Below are 20,754 nucleotides of genomic sequence, written 5' to 3' on the forward strand. Positions count from 1 at the left end.
CGGGGGCCCCCCACCCGCACCGCGTCCCCCCGCTGCGTTTTTGGTTTGGTGGGCATTTTTCAGCATGCTGAAAAATGCCCACGTCCGACGCCCTTTACATTGTAGATCACGTTAAGCGACCAGCCCGAGCAGCGAAGCCGTCACCACCCGAGCCCGCCCCGGGGTCAGCAGCAGATCCGTCGAATCCGACCACTGATCCACACACCCCGTCACCGGCAGGCCACGGATCACCGGATCCGACACCGACGCCATCAACGCCTCCGCGAACCGGTCCCCGCCGATCACCCGGAACGGCCGGTCGTGAAACCCCCGCAGCCCCTCGTCCAGCCGCTCCGCCAGCGCGAGACGGTTCTGCAACGCGGCGACCCGCGCGTACGCCCCCGACAAGCCCTCCTCCCGAGCCCGCCACGACCGCGCCGCCACCGCCGCCCCCAGGCATTCCCCCAGCTCGGTCGAGCCCGGCATCCGCGCCAGCGCGCTGCCCAGCCATTTCGCGTACGGCGGATAGCGCCGGCGCAGGAGCAGCGCCAGCCGCATCACCTCCCGCGCCAGCCGCGCCCCCACCACGGCCGACCCCAGCTCGTCGCCCACCTCCCCGCACCGGCCCGGGAACGCCTCCTCCTGCGCGATCCGCCGCCACTGACACGCCAGCACATAGCGCCACACGTCCTGCGGATACCAGCGCAACGCCGCCCGCACCGCTTCCAGACCGCCATCGCCGAGCCCGTCATGGAACACCTGCCCGCTGGTCACCTCCGCCAGCCGCTGCCACGGCACCGACAACCAGTCCAGCAGCGACACGCCCGCACGCGGATCGAACCCCAGCCGCTCCCTCAGCCACGCCCCCGGCTCCGCGACCGTCACCCCGGGCCGCACCTGCCCGTGGTAGCCGAACACCGTGGGATACCCGCGAAAGCGCTCCGGCAGCCCCGCCGCCACCTTCGCCTCCACCTCGGCCACCGCCTCCGCCGCCACGAACAGCAGCACCCGCGGCCCCCAGTCGTGGTCGGCCGAGCGGGCGGTGTCGAACTCCAGCACCTCCGACCCCGGCCCGACCAGCGCGGCACTGTGCACCACCCCGGACACCAACGGCGCCACCACCTCACCATAGAAGGCTTGGGACAATTCGATACCAGGCACAAAGTCGGACATCACGCCGTCAACTGTGCCCCAGCGCCGCCGGAACCTCACCCGATTTTCTCCCCGCCGCGATCGCCTGCGGCTATCGCGGCGGGGCGCGCCGGTCACGGCACGATGACGAGCCGCCTGCCCTGGAGATCGGTGCGCTGCCAAGCGGTCTCGATGTCGCTCAGCGGGACCCTCTCCACCTCGAACGTGAGCTCGCCGGACTGCGCCCACCGCACGATCTGCCCGTACACCTCCTGCATGGTCTGCGGGCCGAGCCCCTTGGCCGCGCCGCAGATCTCGACCCCGGAGGTGCGCAGACTCCCGGCGGCCAGGGCTAGCTCGGTTCCGGCCGACTCGCCGATCTGGATGACGCGGGTCGGCTTCGGGAACGAGAACGACTTCGGGACCAGCGAGCGCAGCAGGATCTCGGTGGGCCGGCCCCAGAGATAGTCCACGACGACGTCGTAGCCGTCGCCCCTGGCGTCGGTGTACGCCCGCGCCAGCTCATCGTCGGAGACCGCCGTGTTGATCACCACGTCCGCGCCGATGGCCGCCACCTCGCGCAACTGGTCGTCGTCGCGGCCGGTCGCGACGATCCGCCCGGCGCCGAGCAGCCGGGCCACCTTGACCGCGAGCCGCCCGGCGACCCCGGTCGCGCCCTGCACCAGCACCGTCTCACCGGCGACGAAACCCGCGGCGGTCTTGATGGACATGCCGGTGATGGCCGTGCCCAGCACGGTCGCCACGGCCGGATCGACCTCCGCGGGGACCGGGACGAACGCGTCGCCGGACACCACGGTCTTCTCGGCGAGCGCGCCGTAGGGCAGGCGGGGATTGCCGAACCCGACGAGGGTGCCGTCAGGCAGCGTGCCGATGCCGTCGAAGGCGGGGATCACCGGCAACCTGCTGACGAACTTCTCGCTCGCGTAGTGCGTGCCGGCCGCGATCGCCTTGTCGACGTTCTCGACGGCGACCGCCCGCACGTCGATGATCACTTCTCCCTCGCCGGCCACCGGGTCCGGGAAGTCCTCATACCGGGGGATGCCGCCGATCTCGTGCAACACCGCCGCCTTCATCACGGCTCCTGACCGAACAGGGCGGCGATCCGGCGCTGCCATGTCACCAGTACGCGCGGCGGACGGGCTGAGGAGTGGTTCCCTCTGCGCTGCTGCCGCGCGTGGTGATGGTGGTGGCGGGCCGTGCCCTGGTGCCCGGCCGGCCGCTCGGCGTGCGGGGGAACCCCCGCAATGCGATGGGTCAACCCGTGCAGCAGGTCGTGGAGCGAGTGTTGCCGTGTCATCTTCGCCCTCCTGTGACGTACGAACGCATCGCCGTCTCTATCAGCGATAGAGAGACTCTAGCACTGATAAAGTGACGTGGGAGGTACCGACATTGACGCTGAACAGACAGCGGATCGTCACCGAGGCCGTGGCCCTGCTGGACGCCGAAGGTCTCGACGGCGTGACCACGCGCAAACTGGCCGCACGGCTCGGCGTGCAATCGCCCACCCTGTACTGGCACGTCCCCAACAAGGCGGCCCTGATCACCGCGATCGCCGAGGCGATCCTCGAACAGCAGTTCCCCGAGCTGACGCCACCCGAGCCGGCCGAACGCTGGCAGGACTGGCTGATCGGCCTCGCCGAACGGCTACGCCGCGCGCTGCTCGCCCATCCGGACGGCGCCCGCGTCATCTCGATCTCCCAGCTCTCCCTCAAGATGGCCGCGATCTCCGAGCTGGCCATGAGCACCCTGGTAGCGCGCGGCCTCCCCCTGCGCCAGGCCCGCCTGATCGTCTTCACGGTGGAGCGCTTCACCGTCGGCTACGTCCTGGAGGAGCAGGCTCCCCGTCCCGACACCGAGGCACTCAGCGGCTTCGACCTGGCCACCTTCGCCGAGACACACCCCACGGTGGTGGCCGGCGTGGCCGAATACTTCCAACCCGGCCGCACCGTCGACGACCTGTTCCGCGACTGCCTGGAGCAGATCGTCGAGGGCCCCGCGGCGGCGGCTCAGCCCCCCGCCCCATAGCGGGGCCGGGGACGCGGCATCACAAGATCGCGCCGGGACGGTACGCGGCCGCCTCGGGATGCGCCGCCACGATCTCGCCCACCTGCCGCGAGACCGCCTCCACCTGGTCGGCCGCCGCCCCCGTGAACGACACCCGGTCGGCCAGCAGCGCCTCCAGCCGCTCGCGGTCCAGCGGGAACCGGTCGTCGGCGGCCAGCCGGTCCAGCACCTCGTTCGCGGCGCCGCGCGAGCGCATCGCCAGCGCCGACGCCACCGCGTGCTCCTTGATCAACTCGTGCGCCTGCTCGCGGCCCACCCCTTCCCGCACCGCCGCCATCAGCATCTTCGTCGTCGCCAGGAACGGCAGGTAACGGCCCAGCTCGGCCGCGATCACCGCGGGGAACGCGCCGAACTCCTCCAGCACCGTCAGCATCGTCTCCACCAGCCCGTCGAAGGCGAAGAACGCGTCCGGCAACGCCACCCGGCGTACCACCGAGCACGACACGTCGCCCTCGTTCCACTGGTCGCCCGCCAGCTCGCCCACCATGGAGGCATAACCGCGCAGCACCACCGCCAGCCCGTTGACCCGCTCACACGAGCGGGTGTTCATCTTGTGCGGCATCGCCGACGAGCCGACCTGGCCCTCCTTGAACCCCTCGGTGACCAGCTCGTGCCCGGCCATCAGCCGGATCGTCTTGGCCAGCGACGACGGCGCCGCCGCGAGCTGCACCAGCGCCGTGACGACCTCGAAGTCGAGCGAACGCGGATAGACCTGCCCCACGCTGGTGAACCGGTGCGCGAACCCCAGATGGGCGGCCACCCGCCCCTCCAGCTCCGCCAACTTGCCGCGGTCGCCGCCCAGCAGGTCCAGCATGTCCTGCGAGGTGCCCACCGGACCCTTCACCCCGCGCAGCGGATAACGGCCGATCAGCTCCTCCAGCCGGCGGTAGCCGACCAGCAGCTCATCGGCCGCCGACGCGAACCGCTTGCCCAGCGTCGTGGCCTGCGCCGCCACATTGTGCGAACGGCCCGCGAGCACCGTCGCCTCATGCTCCTCGGCCAGCTCCGCCAGCCGCGCCAGCAGCGCCACCACCCGGTCGCGCACCAGCAGCAGGCTGTCACGCACCTGAAGCTGCTCGACGTTCTCGGTCAGGTCGCGCGAGGTCATGCCCTTGTGCACCTGCTCGTGCCCGGCCAGCGCGTTGAACTCCTCGATGCGCGCCTTCACGTCATGACGGGTGACACGCTCCCGCGCCGCGATCGACTCCAGGTCGACCCGCTCGACCACCTTCTCGTAGTCGGCGACCGCCTGCTCCGGCACCGCCACACCCAGCTCGGCCTGCGCCCGCAACACCGCCAGCCACAACCGCCGCTCAGCGACGATCTTGTACTCGGGGGACCACAGGCGGGTCAGCTCCGGCGAGGCATAACGAGCGGCCAGGACATCAGGGATACGCGGCTTGGAAGTCACGTTGGACAAGTGTATTCACACCCCGCGCCTCACCAGGCACGCAGCCCGCCCGAGCACGGCACTGGCGCGGCGCCCCGCACCGCCGGCGGAAAGAGGCCGCGCACACGGCTGCGCCCGCACGGACAGTCCGTACGGGCGCAGCTCATCCACCACCGGTCACGACGCCGGCGTCAGCACCTTGGCCTCGTGCTTCGGCGCGGCCGGCTTACGCCGCATCCGCTCCTTCGCCCGCTCCACCACCGTGTACAGCGTCGGCACCAGCACCAGCGTGAGCAGCGTCGAGGAGATCAGCCCGCCGATCACCACGATCGCCAGCGGCTGCGAGATGAACCCGCCGGAGCCGGTCACCCCCAGCGCCATCGGCGTCAGCGCGCAGATCGTGGCCACGGCCGTCATCAGGATCGGCCGCAACCGGCGCCGGCCGCCCTCGATCACCGCCTCCACCACGCCCATGCCCTGCTCGCGATACTGGTTGATCAGGTCGATCAGCACGATCGCGTTCGTCACCACGATGCCGATCAGCATCAGCATGCCGATCAACGCCGGCACGCCCATCGCCGTACCGGTCGCCACCAGCAACCCGATCGCGCCCGTGGCCGCGAACGGGATCGACACCAGCAGGATCAGCGGCTGAATGAAGCTCCGGAACGTCGCCACCATGATCAGGAAGACGATCGCGATCGCGGCCAGCATCGCCAGCCCGAGATCGGCGAACGCGTCCGCCTGATCGGCCGACGCCCCGCCGATCACGTACGTGGCGCCCGAGACGAGCTTCAGCTCGTCCAGCTTCGTCGTCAGCGTCTGCGTCAAGCTGCCCAGATCGGCCGCGTCCGCCTTGGCCGACACCGTGGCCGAGCGCTCGCCGTCGATCCGCGACACCTGCGTCGGCCCCGCCACCTCGCGCACATCCGCCACCGACGACACCTTGACCAGACCCGCCGCCGTCGGCAGCTTCAGGTCCTCGATCGCCTTGATGTCGTCCGGCGCGTCCGCGCCGCGCAGCACCAGGTCACTGGTGCGGCCGTCCAGCGTGATCTGCCCCAGCGGCGCGCCGCGGAACGCCTGCGCCACCGCCTGACCGACCTGCGCCTCCGACAGACCCCGCTCGGCGGCCTCCTCCCGGTCGACCACGACCTCCACCCGCGGCGCGCTGGCCTCCAGGTTCGAGGACACGTCACGCAGCCCGGACACCTGGCCCATCGCCGCCGTGACCGACTCGGCGGCCGTCCGCAGCGTCTCGGCGTCGGGCGCCTGCACGATCACGTCGATCGTGTCAGAGGAGAAACCGCCTCCGCCGGAGCCGCCGACGGTCACCTCACCGGCCCCGGACAGGCCCGCGATCTTGTCCCGCAGCTCCTGCTCGACCTTCGCCGTGTCGGCGTCCTCCTTCAGCGTCACCGAGTACGACGCCCGGTCCGCACCACCGCCGACCGCGCCACCGCCCATGGCGTTGCCGCCGCCCACGTTCACCTGGTACGTCTCCACGCCCTCCAGGCCCGACAGCACACCCTCCACCTGCTGGGCGGCCTTATCGGTGGTCGCCAGATCGGTGCCCACCGGCATCCGCTGCGACAAGGAGATCGTGTTCTGCCCGGAGGAGTCCAGGAAGTTCGTCTGCAGCCCACCGGCCAGGCCGATCGTGCCGATGAACACCGCCACCCCGATCAGCACCGTGACCAGCTTGAACCGCGTGGCGAACCGCAACACCGGCAGGTACGCCCGCGTCAACGGCGAGCGCAGCTCCTTGGCCTCGGCCACCTCACGCTGCTTGCGCGCCTCCTCCGGCGTCAGCTCCGGCGCCTTCAGGAACCAGTACGCCAGCACCGGCACCACCGTCAGCGACACCACCAGCGACGCCAGCAACGCCACCGCCACCGTGACCGCGAACGGGCTGAACAGCTCGCCCACCATGCCGCCCACCACCGCGATCGGCGCGAACACCGCCACCGTGGTCAACGTCGAGGCCGTCACCGCGCCCGACACCTCGCGCACCGCCGCCAGGATCGCCTGCAGCTTCGCCTCACCGTAGGCGAGATGGCGTTTGATGTTCTCCAGGACCACGATCGAGTCGTCCACGACCCGGCCCACCGCGATCGTCAGGGCGCCCAGGGTCAGCATGTTCAGCGAGTAGTCGCCGGCCCACAACACGATCAGCGCGATCACCACCGACAGCGGGATCGACACCGCCGTCACCAGCGTGGACCGGATCGACAGCAGGAACACCAGGATGACCAGCACCGCGAAGATCAGCCCGAGCAGGCCCTCGGTCGTCAGGCTCTCGATCGACTCCTCCACGTACGGAGCCTGGTCGAACACCACCGACACCGCCGTGTCCGAGGAGTCGCCCAGCGACTTGGTCAGCTCGGGCAGCTTGTCCCGGATCTCGTGCGAGATCGACACCGCGTTGCCGTCGGGCACCATCGTCACCGACACGCCGAGGCTCGTCTTGCCGTCCGTCCGCGTGATCGTCGTCGAGTTCGCCAGCCCGCGCGTGATCTGCGCGACGTCACCCAGCTGGACCGGCTTGAGCGGCTTCGGCGCCGCCGCCTGCCGCTGCGCGGCCAGCGCCGCCTGCGCCTGACTCTGCGGCTGGCCGGTCTGCGGGCGCGCCTGCTGTGGCGTCTGCTGTGGCGTCTGCTGCGGGGCCTGCTGGGCGGGCGTCAGCCAGAGCGCCTTCAGCTTGGCCACCGAGTCGACCCGCGCGCCCACCTGCACCGTCAGCGACTTGCCGTCGGAGGTCAGCGTGCCCGCCGGGATCGGCGTGCCGTTCGCCTTCAGCGCCTCGGGGATCTGCGCCGCCGACACGCCCGCCGCCGCCATCTTCTTGGCGTCCGGCTCGATCGTCACGACCTCGTCACGGGTGCCGGTGACCGCCGCCTCCCGCACACCCTCCACGGCCTGCAGCTCCGGCACCATCAGCCGGCGCAGCTTGTCGGCCATCGCCCGCTCGTCACCGCCGTCGCCCACCGCCAGCACCAGCACCGGGATGTCATCGGTGCTGCCGGCCACCACCTGCGGGTCCACGTTGTCAGGAAGCGGGACGCCGTCGATGGCCTGCTGCATCTTGTTCAGCGACGACTCGATGTCGGTGCCGAACTCGAAGGCCACCTGGATCTGCGCCAGGCCCTCCTTCGACGTCGAGGTCATCTGCTCCATCCCGGCCAAGCCCTGGAAGGAGTCCTCGATCGGCCCGGTGACCTGGTCCTCGATGATCTCCGGCGAGGCGCCAGGATAGGACGCCACCACGAATGCGCCGGGGAAGGAAAGAGAAGGCAGTAGCTGCTGCTTCAACTGCGGGATCGTGAACGCGCCGAAGGCGGTGAGCACGAACGCCACCAAGATCACAAGAGTTCGGTTGACCAGGCTCAACCGGGCGAAAGCGGTCATAGGCTCCCCTCCAAGAGTTCGCCCCAGACTAACACTTTGCCTTATACGAATATTTAGATCACTCAAGCATTCCTGATAACCTTCTCAGGAAGCGAGAGGTGAGCGTGAGCAACGAACGCGAAGACCTGATCCGCCGGATCATCGAGGCCCAGCGCGGCCTGGGGCGACTGTTCGCCCAGCACCAATCCCCCCTGTTCACCTCCAACCTCACCATGCGCCAGCTCAAGGTCGTCATGATCCTGGCCGCCGACGGCTCCGCCTCCGGCCAGGACCTCGCGCACAACCTCGGCGTCGGCCTCGGCACCGTCACCGGCATCGTCGACCGCCTCGTCGCCCACGGCCTCGTCAGCCGCCACGAGGACCCCCACGACCGCCGCGTCCGCCGGGTCGAGCTCACCCCCGAAGGCGCCGCCCTCATCGAAGAGATCAACAACGCCGGCCTGGGGCACTACCGCCGCATCATGGATCACCTCGACACCGAGACGCTCCGCGCCCTCGACCACGTCACCCGCACCATCGGCGAGGTCGCCGGCAAGCTGTCCAACGACTGACGCGCCGCCCGGGTTTCGCCGGCGAGGGTTTTTCCGGAGGTGATTCGCGGCACACCCCCCCGAGCCGCCGCCTTTACATTGTAGATTTCTAAGCGAGGCGGGACAGCGCCTCCGGCAGGCCGTCCTCGTGCACCACCGTCAGCCGCCGCGTCGCCCGCGTCACCGCCACGTACAGGTCCTGGCCGCCCAGCGGCGACTGCGCCACGATCCCCGCCGGATCCACCACCACGACCGCGTCGAACTCCAGCCCCTTGACCTGCCCGACCGTCAGCACCGCCACCGGCGCGTCCAGATCCGCCGCGGGGAACAACCGCGCCACCTCCGCGTGCCGCGCGTCCGACGTCACCACCCCCACCCGGCCCGCACCGGCGCCCCCACCGGCCTCCGCCGTGCCGGCCTCCGCGCCGATCGCCGCCAGCTCGGCCGCCACCAGCGCCGGCAGCCCCGCCACCGGCATCCGCACCGCCCGGGGCTGCGAGCCGCCCTCGCGCACCGACTCCGGTGGCTGCTGCTCCGGCGCGAACGCGGCCAGCACGTCGGCCGCCACCCGCATGATCTCCACCGGCGTGCGGTAGTTGACCAGCAGCCGCTCCTCCCGCCACCGGCCCTCCAAGTAGGGGTCCAGCACCTCGGCCCACGAGCGCGCCCCCGCCGCCGACCCCGTCTGCGCCAGATCGCCCACCAGCGTCAGCGACTTGGCCGGCACCCGCCGCATCACCATCCGCCACGCCATCGGCGACAACTCCTGCGCCTCGTCCACGATCACGTGCCCGTAGGCCCACGTGCGGTCGGCCGCCGCCCGGTCCGCCGTCGTCAGGCCGTCGTCGTCGTCGGCGTGCCACCCGGCCAGCACGTCGGCCCGGTCGAAGATGCCCTCCTCCAGCATGCCGGTCGACTCCAGCACCTCCTGGGCGTACAGCTCCCGCTCCGCCCAGTCCTCCCGCGACGCGCGCAGCGCCGCCCGCCGCGCCGAGTCGTCCGCACCCAGCAGCTCGGCCGCCTCGTCCAGCAGCGGCACGTCCCCCACGGTCCACTCGGCCTCCGGCGGGCGCAGCAGCTCCCGCCACGCAAGGCCCGCCGGCGCCACCGAGCGCAACGTGGCGGACGACGACAGCAGCTCGGCGATCAGCCGCTGCGGCGTCAGCTCGGGCCACAGCCCCTCCACCGCCGCCCGCACCACCGGCTCGCCCCACAACCGCCCCGAGGCCAGCTCCAGATCGAGCTCGTCCAGGTCGCCCTCCAGGTCGAGCGGCTCCGACAACTCCGGCTCGTCCTCGATCACCAGCTCCTCGATGTGCAGCGACTCCTCCAGCGCCCGCGCCTCCGCCCTGGCCAGCTCCTTGAGCATCTCGGTCACGTACAGCTTGCGCGCCATGTTGTGCGGCAGCCGCACCGCCCGCGCCCGCTCACGCAGCCGCAGGCAGCTCTCGCGCGGCACCCGCAGCGCGAGCCCGTCCAGCTCGACCACCAGGTCGCCGTCGGGCGCCCCCTGACGCAGCGCCAGCGCGCCGGCCACGACCTCCGCCATCCGCACGTCGCCCTTGACCACCGCCGCCGCCGGGGTGTCCACCGCGCTCGCCCGCACCCCCGGGAACATCTCGCCGACCGTGGTCATCACCACCTGCGTCTCACCCAGTGCGGGCAGCACCTGGCCGATGTAGCGCAGGAACATCGGATGGGGGCCCACCACCAGCACGCCGCGGCGCTCCAGCGTGGCGCGGTGGGTGTAGAGCAGGTACGCCGCCCGGTGCAGCGCCGCCACCGTCTTGCCCGTCCCCGGGCCGCCCTGCACCACCAGCGCCCCCTGCCACGAAGCCCGGATCACCCGGTCCTGCTCGATCTGGATGGTCGCCACCACGTCGCCCATCCGGCCCGTCCTGCCCCGCCGCAACGCCGCCAGCAGCGCCGCCTCGCCCACCAGCGTGCGCCGATCGCCGTCGCTCATCCCGTCCAGGTCGAACACCTCGTCGTCGATGCCGACGACCAGGCGGTCCTTCAGATGCAGATGCCGGCGGCGCACCACGGCGCCCGGATCGGTCGCCGTCGCCACATAGAACGGCCGGGCCGCCGGCGCCCGCCAGTCGATCAGCACCGACTCGTGCCGCTCGTCCCGCAGCCCGATCCGGCCGACGTAGGTGCTGCGCCCCGCACCGTCGTCGATGCGGCCGAAGCACAGGCCCCGCTCGACCGCGCCGAGCTGCCCCAGCCGCCGCGCCTGCTCCGAGGCCAGCGCATCGCGCTCGACCATCGCCTGACGGGTGCCACCGCTCCTGCCGTGCACCTCGCGCAGCGCCGCCCGCGCCCGCTCCCTGGCGATGTCGAGCCGGCCGTACAGCCACGCCACGGCGCGCTGCTCGGCGTCAAGGGCTCCCGCAAGACCTTCTTGACGATTAGCCATTCGGTGTTATACTCCTATCAGGAGTGCTGTGAAAACTCGACCATTTTGAGGGTGGATATTCGAGCTTAGCCCTCCACCGCCTCGGGCGCAAACCCCGCTAACCGGGCGGCTTTCCCGCCGGTGCCGCGATGCAGGGAAACGGGTTGTCCGGCAGCAGGATCATGCGCCGCGCCCGCGCCGTCGCCTCCAGATGCAGCAGCGCCGCCCCGATGCCCGCCGCACCCGCCATGTAACCGGTGTCCGCGCTCACCTCACCCGGCCGCGACCGGCGATAGGCCTGATACCAGCGCAGCCCCCCACCGCCGCCGCTGGCCCGCCCGGCCAGGTCCGCGCCCAGCCGTCCGGCGAACTCCAGGTACGCCGCCCGCCCCGTCACCGCCCACAACCCCGTGAACAGCTCCACCAGCCCCGCCACGCCGCAACACTGGCAGGCCGTGTCCCACAACCCCGCCACCCGGCGGCCCGGCACCCCGCTGGCCAGCACCCCGCCCGCCAGCAGTTCCGCCCACTCCAGGTCGGCGGCGTCGCCCGCCACCCGGTACAGCTCGCAGAACATCCGCGCCACCCCCGCCGATCCCGAGCAGAACCCGAGATAGTGCAGGCCCCGGCCCTGCGGCAGATGGTGCGGCACCCACGCGCACCGCCCCGCCACCACGCTCACCGCCCGGACGAAAGCCGCGCCCCGGCGAGCCGCCTCCAGGAACTCCGCCTCACCCGTCACCCCGTACAGACGGGCCAGCACGAACGCCGTCCCGGCCGTACCCATCAGGAAACCCGGCGTGACCGCGTCCCGCGGCAGGTTCGGGCAGTCGCCGAACCGATGCCCCGGCACCGCCAGCCGCGCCGCCCGCGCGCCCGCCTCCACCGCCAGGTCCGCGAACGACGCCACGCCCAGCATCGACGCGCCGTGCAGTAACGCCAGCACCACCCCGCCGTCGCCGCGCAGCGCCGGATCGCCCGACCACCCCGGGCCGCCCTCCATCGGGCGCGCCGCCCGCGCCACCCGCTCCAGCGCCCCCGACGCCGCCTCCTCGCCGTCGCCGTCGCCCAGCACCCACCCCGCCTCGCACAACGCCACCGCGATGCCGGCCAGCCCGTGATGGAACGTCACGTCCCCGGTCTCCCGCCACGCCGACGCCAGATACCGCACGCCGGCACGCGCGTCCTCCAGATAACCGTCGTCGCCGGTGGCCGCCGCCAGCTCCAGGAAGAACAGCACGATGCCGGGCGCGCCGGCGTACAGGGAGGCGGGCTCGGGAGCCAGCGCCGACCGGCCGCTCGCGTCCGGGTTGGCCAGCCAGCGCCGGGCCCCGGCGCCGCCGGTCGCCGCGCTCCTGATCCAGCGCGCGGCCCCGACCGCGGCGCGCAACGGGTCACCGTCCGACCGCTCGGCACCGGAACGGGTGCGTTCCACGCTCATGATCACCCTCGTCGCACGACACAGCGAAGAACCTCACATTCTCCCCCAGCCGCCCCCGCCCGCCAACCGGGCGGCACCCCTCGGCTACGCCTGCGGCGGGGGCGGGCCGGTGGAGCGGCGCGGCACCAGCGTCGGGGTGACCGAGAAGCGCACCGACGACGTCCGCCCCTCGATGCGCTCCAGCAGCAGCCGCCCGGCCGTCCGCCCCATGACGTCGCCGTCCTGGTCCACGCTGGTCAGCGAGATGTTCGACAGCGCGGCCAGGCGCGTGTTGTCATAGCCGGCCAGCGACACGTCGTCCGGCACCGTGAGCCCCGCCTCGTGCAGCGCCGTGAGCGCCCCGAACGCCGCCAGGTCGGCCCCCGCGAAGATCGCCGTCGGCCGCGGCGACCGGGCCAGCAGCTCGCGCGCCCCCCGGTAGCCGCCCTCCTCGCTGTAGGAGGTCGTCGCCACCGCGATCTCATCCGCGAGCCCGTGCTCGCGCATCACCCGCTCGTACGTCGCCGCCCTGATCGTCTGCAACATCACCGCCGCCCGCCGCCGGGTTTCCTCATGGTGCCCGATGTGCGCGATCCGGCGGTGCCCCAGCCCGATCAGGTGCCGGACCACCGCCTCGGCCCCCGTCTCGTCGTCGTCCAGGACCGCGTCGTACAGCGCCGACTTCTCGTGCGGGCCGAGCACCACGGTCGGCAACCCCGACGCGACGTCCTCCAGCCGGGCCCGCGCCACCCGCGGCGCCACCATGAGCACACCGTCCACCTGCCGGTCCACCAGCGCGTCGATCGCCCGCGTCTCCGCCTTCGCGTCGGGGCCGCCGGTGACGATGATCACCTGGTAGTCGGTGCCGGCGAGCTGCTCGTACAGGCCGTCGAGGATGTCCGGGAAGAACGGGTTGCGCAGGTCGGGGAGCAACACCCCGATCGTGTACGTGCGCCCGCGCATCGCCCGGGCGGCGGCATGCGGGCGGTAGCCGAGCTCGTCGATGGCGGCCTTCACGCGGTCGCGCATGGCGGCGCTGACCCCGTAGGCGTTGCGCAGCACCTTCGACACCGCGGTGGTGGACACTCCCGCGTGCCGCGCCACATCGGCGATCGTCACCCGCCGCCGCCGTTCGCGCGTGCTCATCCGCCCGCCTCTCCGTTGGACGTGCCGATTGTACGAGCCACCCGCCCGGCGCGGGCAACGTTGCCCGCCACCCGCCGCGCCCACCCCGCGAAACACCCCGCCAAAGCCGGAAATCGTTCCCCATTCCGGGGCGGGCGAACTCCGGGGCGGGCGGGATGCTAGCTTTTCAGGTCGTGTCTGACTACCTGCGGGAACTCTTCTCCCTGGACGGCCGGCGTGCGCTCGTGACCGGCGGCAGCTCCGGCATCGGACTGCTCATGGCCGAGGCGATCGGACGCGCCGGCGCCGAGGTCGTCCTCGTCGCCCGCCGCGAGAGCGAACTCGACAAGGCCGTCGGCCGGTTGCGCTCGCACGGCGTCACCGCCTCCCGGATCAGCGCCGACCTCGGCTCCCGCGCCGACGTCCAGCGCGTCTGCGCCACGGCGGGCGACATCGACATCCTCGTCAACGACGCCGGCAACAACATCCGCAAGCCCATGGCCGACCTCACCGACGACGACTACGAGCACACCATCGCCGTCAACTTCACCGCCCCCTACCTGCTCGGCCAGCACTTCGGGCCCGCGATGGCCGGCCGCGGCTGGGGACGCATCATCAACGTCGGCTCGCAGCAGTCCGTCAGCGCGTTCGGCGACAGCGGTGTGTACGGCGCCGCCAAGGCCGCCGTCGCCGGCCTGACCCGCTCGCAGGCCGAAGCCTGGTCGCCCAGCGGCGTGTGCGTCAACACGATCATCCCCGGATTCGTGCTGACGCCGCTGACCGAGCCGGCCCAGGCCATCCCCGGCCGCGTCGAAGCCCTCGCCGCCCGTCACATGGTCCGGCGCAACGGCCTGCCCGAGGACTTCGCCGGAGCCGCCGTCTTCCTGGCCGGTGACGCCTCCGCGTTTGTCACCGGCCAGATGCTCTTCGTCGACGGCGGTTTCGCCGTCCACTAAGGGACGGCTCTGGTGAGACATCAGACCCCGCGCACCCGGGAACACAGCCCGCCATGACCACCCCCGCGCTCATGGCGATCACCACCGCCGGCTCGGTGCAACCGCTGCCGCCGAAGGCGCTGACGGATTCCCGAGGGCCAGGGCCGACCCGGCTCCGGCGCCTCGCTGGAGCCGTTGGAGGCGGCGGCGGCGGTGGTTGCACCGAGCCGGGCGCCTTTACATTGTAGATCACTTGCGGCGGATCTGGCGTGCCCCCACCCCCTCGATCCAGGTGTCCATGACGAGCTCGTCGCCTTCGACCCTCGTCCACACCGCCTCGGTCAGCTCGATCCGGAACAGGTGCGAGCCGGTGCCGGGCAGCCCGAACGACGCCAGCACCTCCTCATCGAGGATCTCCACCGCCCGCCCGGTCAGCTTGAGATCGCCCTCCCATGCGGACGGATCGGAGTCCTCGGGGTCCGCCGAGGTCACGTGGACGGCCATCCGGGGATCTCGCCGCAGGTCGAGCGCCTTGACCGCGCCCGCCATCGAGCCCGTCCACAGCTCATCGTCCTTGAAGATCGTCTCGGTGCCGCTGACCCGCGGCGACCCGTCCTTGCGCAACGTCGCCAGCACCTTGTGCTTGCGCGCGTCCATCAGGCGCCGCGCCACCCCCGCGAGCTCCGGCGCCTGCCGGTCGAACTCCTGCCATGAAGCCATGGCGCCCATCATGTCCGGCGGCACCGACAGAATCCGGAAGCCCGGGACGGGTCAGGTGCGGTGGCGGGCGCGGTAGGCGCTGGCCTTGGCGCGGTTCTGGCAGGACAGCCCGCAAAAGCGCCGCGAAGCGTTCCGGGTGACGTCGAAGAACACCAGCTCACATCCGCCCGCCTCGCACGAGCGCAACCGCACCCCCTGCCCCACCCCGACCACCATGGCCAGCGCCGTGCCCGCGTCGGCGGCCCAGGCGTCGACGAGGCTCGCGTCCGAGGTGTGGAAGGCCAGGACGGGCGGGTCGCCGTGCAGGTTGGGGACGGCGGCGTGACGTCGCAGCGACTCGTTGAGCGCGGCCGGCGCGCCGGCGAAGGCGGGGCGGAGCTCGGCGGCCACGTCCGCGAGACGGTCGGCGTCGGCGGCGGTCAGCGCGCGGCTGGGCGTCCAGCCCTTACGGACGAACGCCGCCTCGATCGCCGCCTTGCGGTCGGCGGGCGGCTCGACGGTGCGGCCCCGGACCTGGAGGACGGCCAGCTCGTTCACCAGGATGACGGCCAGCTCCGCCCACCTCCCGACATAACTGTCTATTTGGGTTTGACCAGTGATGCGCCAGGCCTCTATCGTCACTGGCAAAGCTTATCTAGATAGTGAGGGTTCTCGTGAGTGAAGCGTCCAGACTTGCCCGCCAGATGTGGCACCAGCTCGAACCGATCCACGCCGCGCTGTACTTCTCGCCCCAGGCGTTCGAGACGGCCGCGGCGCTCGGCTACGACGTCGAGTCGCGCTGGCCCAGCTATTTCGCCTATCGCACGGCGCCGCTCGGGCGGGCCGGCACGCGGCTGGCCACGGCGGCCTACTACAGCTTCAGCCCCGAGACGATCGCCGCGCACGTGCCCGAGGTGTGGAAGGTGGCCTCGCCGGAGCGGGTGCTGGAGGCGCGGCTTGAGGCGGTCGACCGGACCTACCGTCACCTGCTCGGAGAGCAGGTGGCCGGGCCGGAGGCGCGGGAGGCGGCCGAGCTGGCCAGGCGGGCCGCCGAGAGCGTGAGCGTGGCCGGGCGGCCGTTCACCGCGGCGAACCTGGACCTGCCCTGGCCGCAGGAGCCGCACCTGGTGTTGTGGCAGGCCGCGACCGTGCTGCGCGAGCACCGCGGAGACGGTCACCTGGCCGCGTTGCTGGCCGCGGACCTGGACGGCTGCGAGTCGCTGGTGTCGTTCGCCGCGGTCGGCGCCGCGCCGGTGGCGAACTTCGCCGGGCGCGGCTGGAGCGAGCAGGAGTGGGCCGCCGCCCAGGAGCGCCTCGCCGCACGCGGCCTGGTGGACTCCGGCGGTCAGGCCACCGAGCAGGGCCGGGCGCTGCGCGACCAGGTCGAGCGGATGACGGACGAGCTGGCCGCGCAGCCCTGGCGGCTGCTCGGCGCCGACCGCGCCGGACGGCTGGTCCAGCTCGCCTCCCCGTTCCTCGGCGCGGTCTTCGGGGCCGGGATCCTGCCGATGACCAGCACCCTCGGCATCACCACCATCAAAGCGCCCGACTAGAACGCCTCGGACCGCACCACCCGGGAGCACCACGGGCGCACGGTCAGCGGCGCCCGTACTTCTTGTGCACGGCCTGCTTGCTGACCCCGATCGCGTCGGCGATCTGGGCCCAGGCCAGCCCGGCGACACGCGCCCGCCGCACCTGGACCGCCTCCAGGCGCTCGATCTCGCGGCGCAGCGCGGTCGTCGCGTGCAGGGCCAGCAGCGGATCGTCGTCCTGCGCCTGCCTCATGAGGGTCGCCAGGTCGTTCGTCATGCCCTAAAGGTAGTCCAGCGACGCCCGCCGATCTTCTCGGGACGGATGCCGGGCCCGGCGGCTGGATCATCCGTACATCTTGCCCAGCGCCGTGACCGCCTCGGCCATCAGCGCCCGCAGCTCCGGCGGCCCGAGCACCTCGACGTCGGCCCCCATGCGCAGCAGCAGCCAGCGCGCGTGGGTGATCGACTCGACCGGCACGGTGAGCGTGCGCCACCCCTCCGGGTCGGGCTCGGGCGCGGCGGCCAGCGCGGCGGCGACGACCTCGCCGCCCATCGTGTACGCCAGCAGCTCCTCCCGGCCGGGGGCGAGCTTGACGACGGCCTCGCCGGTGTACATCTTCTCGCGGAACTCCTTGGCGTACACCTGCCAGAACGCGCTCAGATCGAACTCCTCCGGCCGCGCGAAATGCCCGGGCAGCGTCTCCACGGTCAGGACGCGCGAGACCCGATAGGTACGGGGACCACCCTCCGGGGGCGAGGCCACCATGTACCAGGACCCGCCCTTGAGCACCAGCCCGAAGGGGTGGACCACCCGATCGACCTCCTGCCGCCCCCAGCGCCGGTAGGTCATGTGCAGGGGCCGCTGCGACCACACGGCCTCGGCCACCTCGCTCAGATGCGGCACGTCGTCGGCCGAGCGGTACCAGCTCGGCACGTCCAGCAGGAAGCGCTCGCGCATCCGCGAGGCGCGCGAGCGCGGCTCGGGCGGCAGCGCGGCCAGCAGCTTCAGCTCCGCGTTGGCCGCCACCTCGGCCAGCCCCAGCTCGGCCGCCGGGCCCGGCAGCCCCGCCAGGAAGAGCGACGAGGCCTCCTGGGCCGTCAGCCCGTTGAGCCTGGTGCGGTAGCCGTCGAGCAACTGGTAGCCGCCCAGCGGGCCCCGATCGGCGTAGATGGGGATGCCGGCCGCCGACAGCGCCTCCACGTCGCGGTAGACGGTGCGGACCGACACCTCCAGCTCGGCGGCCAGCTCGGGCGCGGTCATGCGCACCCGTGTCTGCAGGAGCAGAAGCAAGGAGAGCAGGCGGCTGGCACGCATATTTCCCATTGTATTGCGCACATTTGGCGTGTTTATTTGAACGCATGGAACGTTTTCTGGCCATTATGAGCGCGTTACGTACCCAGGACAGCGTGTCGGTCGCCGAGCTGGCGGCCGAGCATGGAGTGTCGGAGATGACGATCAGGCGGGACCTGGACGAGCTGGCCCAGCAGGGCGTGGTGCGCCGGGTCAGAGGGGGCGCGCTGTCGCTGCTGCTGCGCGGCGAGGAGCCGCCGTTCGGCGTGCGCGAACGGGAGGCGGTGGAGGCCAAGAGGCGCATCGGCGCGGAGGTGGCCGCGCTGATCGCCGACGGCGAGGCGGTGCTGCTCGACGGCGGCACGACCGCGCTGGAGGTCGCCCGCGCGCTGCTCGGCCGCCGGGTGACCGTGCTGCCGCTGGCGCTGCAGTCGGTGTCGATGCTGGCGGCGGCGCCCCGCGTACGGCTCGTGCTGCCCGGCGGCGAGGTCCGCCAGGGGGAGCTGAACGTCATGGGGCCGCTCGCCGAGAGCTCGATCAAGGCGCTGCGCTTCGACACCGCGGTGATCGGCTGTTGCGGCCTGTCGGCCGAGCACGGGCTGACCGCGCACGACCTGCCCGAGGTCGCGGTCAAGCAGGCGGCCATCGCCTCGGCCCGGCGGGTGATCGTGGCCTGCGACTCGGGCAAGTTCGCGCGCACGGCGTTCGGCGCGGTCTGCCCCATCTCGCGGCTGGACGTGGTGGTGACCGACGCCGGCATACCGCGCGAGGAGCGCGACGCGCTGGTGGCGGCGGGCGTAGCGGTCAGGCTGGCCGCATGAGGCGCGAACGTACGGCCGTCTATCTGCTGTTCTTCCTGGCCGGTGCCGCCATCGGCACCTGGACGGCCCGCATCCCCGCCATCAAGGAGCACCTCGGGCTCGGCGACGGCCAGCTCAGCCTCGCCCTGCTGGCCATCGCGGCCGGGGCCGTCATCGGCATGACGGCCGTCGGCCGCCTGGTCGACCGCTACGGCAGCAGCCGTGTCATGATCCCGGCCGCCCTGCTGCAGGGCGTGGTCCTGGTGCCGCCCGCCTACGCGCCGGACCTGGCGCTGCTGGCGGGGACGCTGCTGGCGTTCGGGATCGTGCACGGCATACTCGACGTGGCCATGAACGCCAACGCCGTCGAGGTCGAACGGGCCGCCGGGCGGCCGATCATGTCCTCCTTCCACGCCGTCTACAGCATCGGCGGGTTCGCCGGGGCGACGGCGGGCGGGCTGTTCGCGCACGCCGCGCTGCCGCCCTCGGCCACGTTCCTGACGGTGGGGGCGCTCATCGCGGTGCTCGCGGTGTGGGCGGCCCGGTGGGCGCTGCGCCAGGCGCCCGCGCCGGCGCACGCCGCCGCCGGGCGGGCCGGGCGGCCGAAGGGGATCGTGTTCCTCGGGGTGCTGGCGCTGTGCTGCCTGGTGGGCGAGGGCGCGGCGGCCGACTGGAGCTCGGTCTACCTGCACGAGGACCTGGCGGCCTCGCCGGGGTTCGCCGCGGCCGGGTACGCCGCGTTCTCCGTCATGATGACGGCGGGGCGGCTGGCGGGCGACCGGCTGGCGGCCAGGTTCGGGCCGGTGCCGCTGGTGCGCTGCTGCGGGCTGCTGGCGGCCCTGGGGCTCGGGCTGGCGCTGCTCGGCGGCCATCCGGTCGCGGGAGTGGCCGGGTTCGCCTGCTTCGGAGCGGGGTTGTCGTGCATCGTGCCGCAGGTGTTCTCGGCGGCCGGGCATCGCGATCCGGCGTTCGCGGGGCGGGCGCTGGCGCGGGTGGCCGCGATCGGATATCTGGGATTCCTGTCGGGGCCGGTGTTCATCGGGGGCGCCGCCGAGCTGATGGGGTTGCCCAGGGCGCTGGCCATTCCGGCGGTGCTGGCCGCGTTCGTGGCGCTCGCCGCCCCGGCGTTGCGCACCCGTACGCCGGTCGCCTGACCGGCCCGGCCTGCTTGACCCCGCCTGTTTGATCCGGCCGGCCTGTCCGGCCGATCCTGCCTGACCGGGCCGCTCAGCCGAACTGCTGCCAGCCGAGCCTGACCACCATGGCCGCCACCACGCACAGCAGCACGATCCGGACGAAGCCGGTGCCCCGCTTGAGCGCCATCCGGGCGCCGAGCTGGGCACCGGCCACGTTGCACACGGCCATGCTCAGCCCCAGCGCCCACTGCACGTGCCCCTGCACCGCGAACACCGCCAGCGCGCCCAGGTTGGTGCCGATGTTGATGATCTTCGCTGAGGCGGAGGCCGCGACGAAGTCGAGCCCGAGAATGGTGGTGAAGGCGATGATCAGGAACGTTCCCGTGCCAGGACCCATGATGCCGTCGTAGAACGCGATCCCGACGCCGGCCGTCACCACCGCGGCGGCCACCCGGGGACGGGTGCGCAGGTGCGGCATCGGCACGGCGCCCATCGCGGGCCGCAGCGTCACGAACGCGGCGACGGCGAGCAGCACCACCATGACGGCCGGGCGCAGCACCTCGGCCGAGATCGCCGCCGCCGCCCACGCGCCCAGGCCCGCGCACAGCACGGCCAGCGCCGCGCCGGGCAGCGCGACGTCCCGGTCCACCTTGGTGGAGCGCGCGTAGGCCACGGCCGCCGACGTGGTGCCGAACACCGAGGACAACTTGTTGGTGGCCATCGCCTCCACGGGCGGCATCCCGGTCATCATGACGGCGGGGAGCTGCAACAGCCCGCCACCGCCCACGACGGCGTCGATCCACCCCGCGCCCGCCGCCGCGAACAGCAGCACGAGGACCTGCTCCAGCGGCACGCCACTCCCCCGATATCCCCCAAGAAACCCCTGGAGTGTACA

19 protein-coding genes are annotated in these 20,754 nt (G+C 72.3%); 6 read left to right on the forward strand and 13 right to left on the reverse strand.

Annotated features, from left to right (window positions below):
* Nucleotides 1–111: 111 nt before the first annotated feature.
* The 3 genes from ACWD0F_RS45470 to ACWD0F_RS45480 form a co-directional block, all read right to left on the reverse strand.
* On the reverse strand, nt 112–1,098 hold the full coding sequence (locus tag ACWD0F_RS45470) for a DUF4037 domain-containing protein (RefSeq protein ID WP_449888373.1): 987 nt from the start codon (nt 1,096–1,098) through the stop codon (nt 112–114).
* A 146-nt stretch (nt 1,099–1,244) separates the two neighbouring features.
* Nucleotides 1,245–2,204, reverse strand: a complete 960-nt coding sequence (locus ACWD0F_RS45475) for a quinone oxidoreductase family protein (RefSeq protein ID WP_449888376.1) — start codon at nt 2,202–2,204, stop codon at nt 1,245–1,247.
* A complete protein-coding gene (locus ACWD0F_RS45480) occupies nt 2,204–2,428 on the reverse strand; it encodes a hypothetical protein (RefSeq protein WP_449888378.1) in 225 nt (74 codons plus the stop codon). The genes ACWD0F_RS45475 and ACWD0F_RS45480 overlap by 1 nt, the downstream gene beginning before the upstream one ends.
* Nucleotides 2,429–2,520: 92 nt before the next feature.
* Here ACWD0F_RS45480 and ACWD0F_RS45485 point away from each other — a divergent pair, with 92 nt between their 5' ends.
* A complete protein-coding gene (locus ACWD0F_RS45485; protein WP_449888380.1) occupies nt 2,521–3,156 on the forward strand; it encodes a TetR/AcrR family transcriptional regulator C-terminal domain-containing protein in 636 nt (211 codons plus the stop codon).
* Nucleotides 3,157–3,175: 19 nt separating this feature from the next.
* Here ACWD0F_RS45485 and purB read toward each other — a convergent pair whose 3' ends face one another.
* Nucleotides 3,176–4,606 (reverse strand): adenylosuccinate lyase, encoded by a 1,431-nt coding sequence (gene purB / locus ACWD0F_RS45490; RefSeq protein WP_449888382.1) that lies wholly within the window; start codon nt 4,604–4,606, stop codon nt 3,176–3,178.
* A gap of 156 nt (nt 4,607–4,762) precedes the next feature.
* Nucleotides 4,763–7,993, reverse strand: coding sequence for an efflux RND transporter permease subunit (locus ACWD0F_RS45495; protein ID WP_449888383.1), 3,231 nt, complete (start codon nt 7,991–7,993; stop codon nt 4,763–4,765).
* 104 nt (nt 7,994–8,097) lie between these two features.
* On the opposite strand from ACWD0F_RS45495, the gene ACWD0F_RS45500 reads away from it, so the two are divergent.
* Nucleotides 8,098–8,544, forward strand: a complete 447-nt coding sequence (locus tag ACWD0F_RS45500) for a MarR family winged helix-turn-helix transcriptional regulator (RefSeq protein WP_449888385.1) — start codon at nt 8,098–8,100, stop codon at nt 8,542–8,544.
* An 88-nt stretch (nt 8,545–8,632) separates the two neighbouring features.
* Here ACWD0F_RS45500 and ACWD0F_RS45505 read toward each other — a convergent pair whose 3' ends face one another.
* The 3 genes from ACWD0F_RS45505 to ACWD0F_RS45515 all read right to left on the reverse strand — a co-directional run bounded on the left by ACWD0F_RS45505 (nt 8,633) and on the right by ACWD0F_RS45515 (nt 13,487).
* The gene (locus ACWD0F_RS45505; RefSeq protein WP_449888387.1) at nt 8,633–10,942 is read right to left on the reverse strand and encodes a HelD family protein; all 2,310 of its coding nucleotides are present in this window, start codon (nt 10,940–10,942) and stop codon (nt 8,633–8,635) included.
* Nucleotides 10,943–11,039: 97 nt separating this feature from the next.
* Complete coding sequence (locus ACWD0F_RS45510; protein WP_449888389.1) at nt 11,040–12,362, reverse strand: lanthionine synthetase LanC family protein; 1,323 nt, start codon at nt 12,360–12,362, stop codon at nt 11,040–11,042.
* A gap of 84 nt (nt 12,363–12,446) precedes the next feature.
* Nucleotides 12,447–13,487, reverse strand: a complete 1,041-nt coding sequence (locus tag ACWD0F_RS45515; protein ID WP_449888390.1) for a LacI family DNA-binding transcriptional regulator — start codon at nt 13,485–13,487, stop codon at nt 12,447–12,449.
* 173 nt (nt 13,488–13,660) lie between these two features.
* Here ACWD0F_RS45515 and ACWD0F_RS45520 point away from each other — a divergent pair, with 173 nt between their 5' ends.
* Nucleotides 13,661–14,422, forward strand: a complete 762-nt coding sequence (locus tag ACWD0F_RS45520) for an SDR family NAD(P)-dependent oxidoreductase (protein ID WP_449888392.1) — start codon at nt 13,661–13,663, stop codon at nt 14,420–14,422.
* Nucleotides 14,423–14,650: 228 nt separating this feature from the next.
* Here the strand turns inward: ACWD0F_RS45520 and ACWD0F_RS45525 are convergent, their stop codons facing one another.
* Both ACWD0F_RS45525 and ACWD0F_RS45530 read right to left on the reverse strand, forming a co-directional pair.
* Nucleotides 14,651–15,121 carry a pyridoxamine 5'-phosphate oxidase family protein gene (locus tag ACWD0F_RS45525; protein WP_449888394.1) on the reverse strand — a complete coding sequence of 157 codons (471 nt, stop codon included), beginning with the start codon at nt 15,119–15,121 and terminating at the stop codon, nt 14,651–14,653.
* 51 nt (nt 15,122–15,172) lie between these two features.
* Nucleotides 15,173–15,742: a CGNR zinc finger domain-containing protein gene (locus tag ACWD0F_RS45530; RefSeq protein WP_449888396.1), complete on the reverse strand. Its 570-nt coding sequence runs from the start codon at nt 15,740–15,742 to the stop codon at nt 15,173–15,175.
* Nucleotides 15,743–15,774: 32 nt separating this feature from the next.
* Here ACWD0F_RS45530 and ACWD0F_RS45535 point away from each other — a divergent pair, with 32 nt between their 5' ends.
* Nucleotides 15,775–16,653 carry an SCO6745 family protein gene (locus tag ACWD0F_RS45535; RefSeq protein WP_449888399.1) on the forward strand — a complete coding sequence of 293 codons (879 nt, stop codon included), beginning with the start codon at nt 15,775–15,777 and terminating at the stop codon, nt 16,651–16,653.
* Between the two features lie 43 nt (nt 16,654–16,696).
* On the opposite strand, the gene ACWD0F_RS45540 is transcribed toward ACWD0F_RS45535, so the two are convergent.
* Both ACWD0F_RS45540 and ACWD0F_RS45545 read right to left on the reverse strand, forming a co-directional pair.
* Nucleotides 16,697–16,909, reverse strand: a complete 213-nt coding sequence (locus ACWD0F_RS45540) for a hypothetical protein (protein WP_080040151.1) — start codon at nt 16,907–16,909, stop codon at nt 16,697–16,699.
* Nucleotides 16,910–16,975: 66 nt separating this feature from the next.
* A complete protein-coding gene (locus tag ACWD0F_RS45545; protein ID WP_449888402.1) occupies nt 16,976–17,947 on the reverse strand; it encodes a helix-turn-helix transcriptional regulator in 972 nt (323 codons plus the stop codon).
* 65 nt (nt 17,948–18,012) lie between these two features.
* Here ACWD0F_RS45545 and ACWD0F_RS45550 point away from each other — a divergent pair, with 65 nt between their 5' ends.
* Together ACWD0F_RS45550 and ACWD0F_RS45555 are read left to right on the forward strand one after the other, a co-directional pair.
* Entirely contained in the window at nt 18,013–18,744 is a 732-nt protein-coding gene (locus ACWD0F_RS45550; RefSeq protein ID WP_449888404.1) for a DeoR/GlpR family DNA-binding transcription regulator, read from the forward strand.
* A complete protein-coding gene (locus ACWD0F_RS45555) occupies nt 18,741–19,877 on the forward strand; it encodes an MFS transporter (RefSeq protein WP_449888405.1) in 1,137 nt (378 codons plus the stop codon). Before ACWD0F_RS45550 ends, ACWD0F_RS45555 begins: the two co-directional genes overlap by 4 nt.
* A 73-nt stretch (nt 19,878–19,950) precedes the next feature.
* On the opposite strand, the gene ACWD0F_RS45560 is transcribed toward ACWD0F_RS45555, so the two are convergent.
* Nucleotides 19,951–20,712: a TSUP family transporter gene (locus tag ACWD0F_RS45560; RefSeq protein WP_449888407.1), complete on the reverse strand. Its 762-nt coding sequence runs from the start codon at nt 20,710–20,712 to the stop codon at nt 19,951–19,953.
* Nucleotides 20,713–20,754 lie beyond the last annotated feature (42 nt).

This window comes from Nonomuraea sp. NPDC002799 (genome assembly GCF_053592075.1).

Bases quoted from the DNA above. Each gene is read 5' to 3' on its own strand.
- ACWD0F_RS45550 (WP_449888404.1), top strand. From the start codon at position 18,013: ATGAGCGCGTTACGTACCCAGGACAGCGTGTCGGTCGCCGAGCTGGCG.
- ACWD0F_RS45505 (WP_449888387.1), bottom strand. From the start codon at position 10,942: ATGGCTAATCGTCAAGAAGGTCTTGCGGGAGCCCTTGACGCCGAGCAG.
- ACWD0F_RS45475 (WP_449888376.1), bottom strand. From the start codon at position 2,204: ATGAAGGCGGCGGTGTTGCACGAGATCGGCGGCATCCCCCGGTATGAG.
- ACWD0F_RS45540 (WP_080040151.1), bottom strand. From the start codon at position 16,909: ATGACGAACGACCTGGCGACCCTCATGAGGCAGGCGCAGGACGACGAT.
- ACWD0F_RS45525 (WP_449888394.1), bottom strand. From the start codon at position 15,121: ATGGCTTCATGGCAGGAGTTCGACCGGCAGGCGCCGGAGCTCGCGGGG.
- ACWD0F_RS45515 (WP_449888390.1), bottom strand. From the start codon at position 13,487: ATGAGCACGCGCGAACGGCGGCGGCGGGTGACGATCGCCGATGTGGCG.
- ACWD0F_RS45495 (WP_449888383.1), bottom strand. From the start codon at position 7,993: ATGACCGCTTTCGCCCGGTTGAGCCTGGTCAACCGAACTCTTGTGATC.
- ACWD0F_RS45480 (WP_449888378.1), bottom strand. From the start codon at position 2,428: ATGACACGGCAACACTCGCTCCACGACCTGCTGCACGGGTTGACCCAT.
- ACWD0F_RS45555 (WP_449888405.1), top strand. From the start codon at position 18,741: ATGAGGCGCGAACGTACGGCCGTCTATCTGCTGTTCTTCCTGGCCGGT.
- ACWD0F_RS45545 (WP_449888402.1), bottom strand. From the start codon at position 17,947: ATGCGTGCCAGCCGCCTGCTCTCCTTGCTTCTGCTCCTGCAGACACGG.
- ACWD0F_RS45510 (WP_449888389.1), bottom strand. From the start codon at position 12,362: ATGAGCGTGGAACGCACCCGTTCCGGTGCCGAGCGGTCGGACGGTGAC.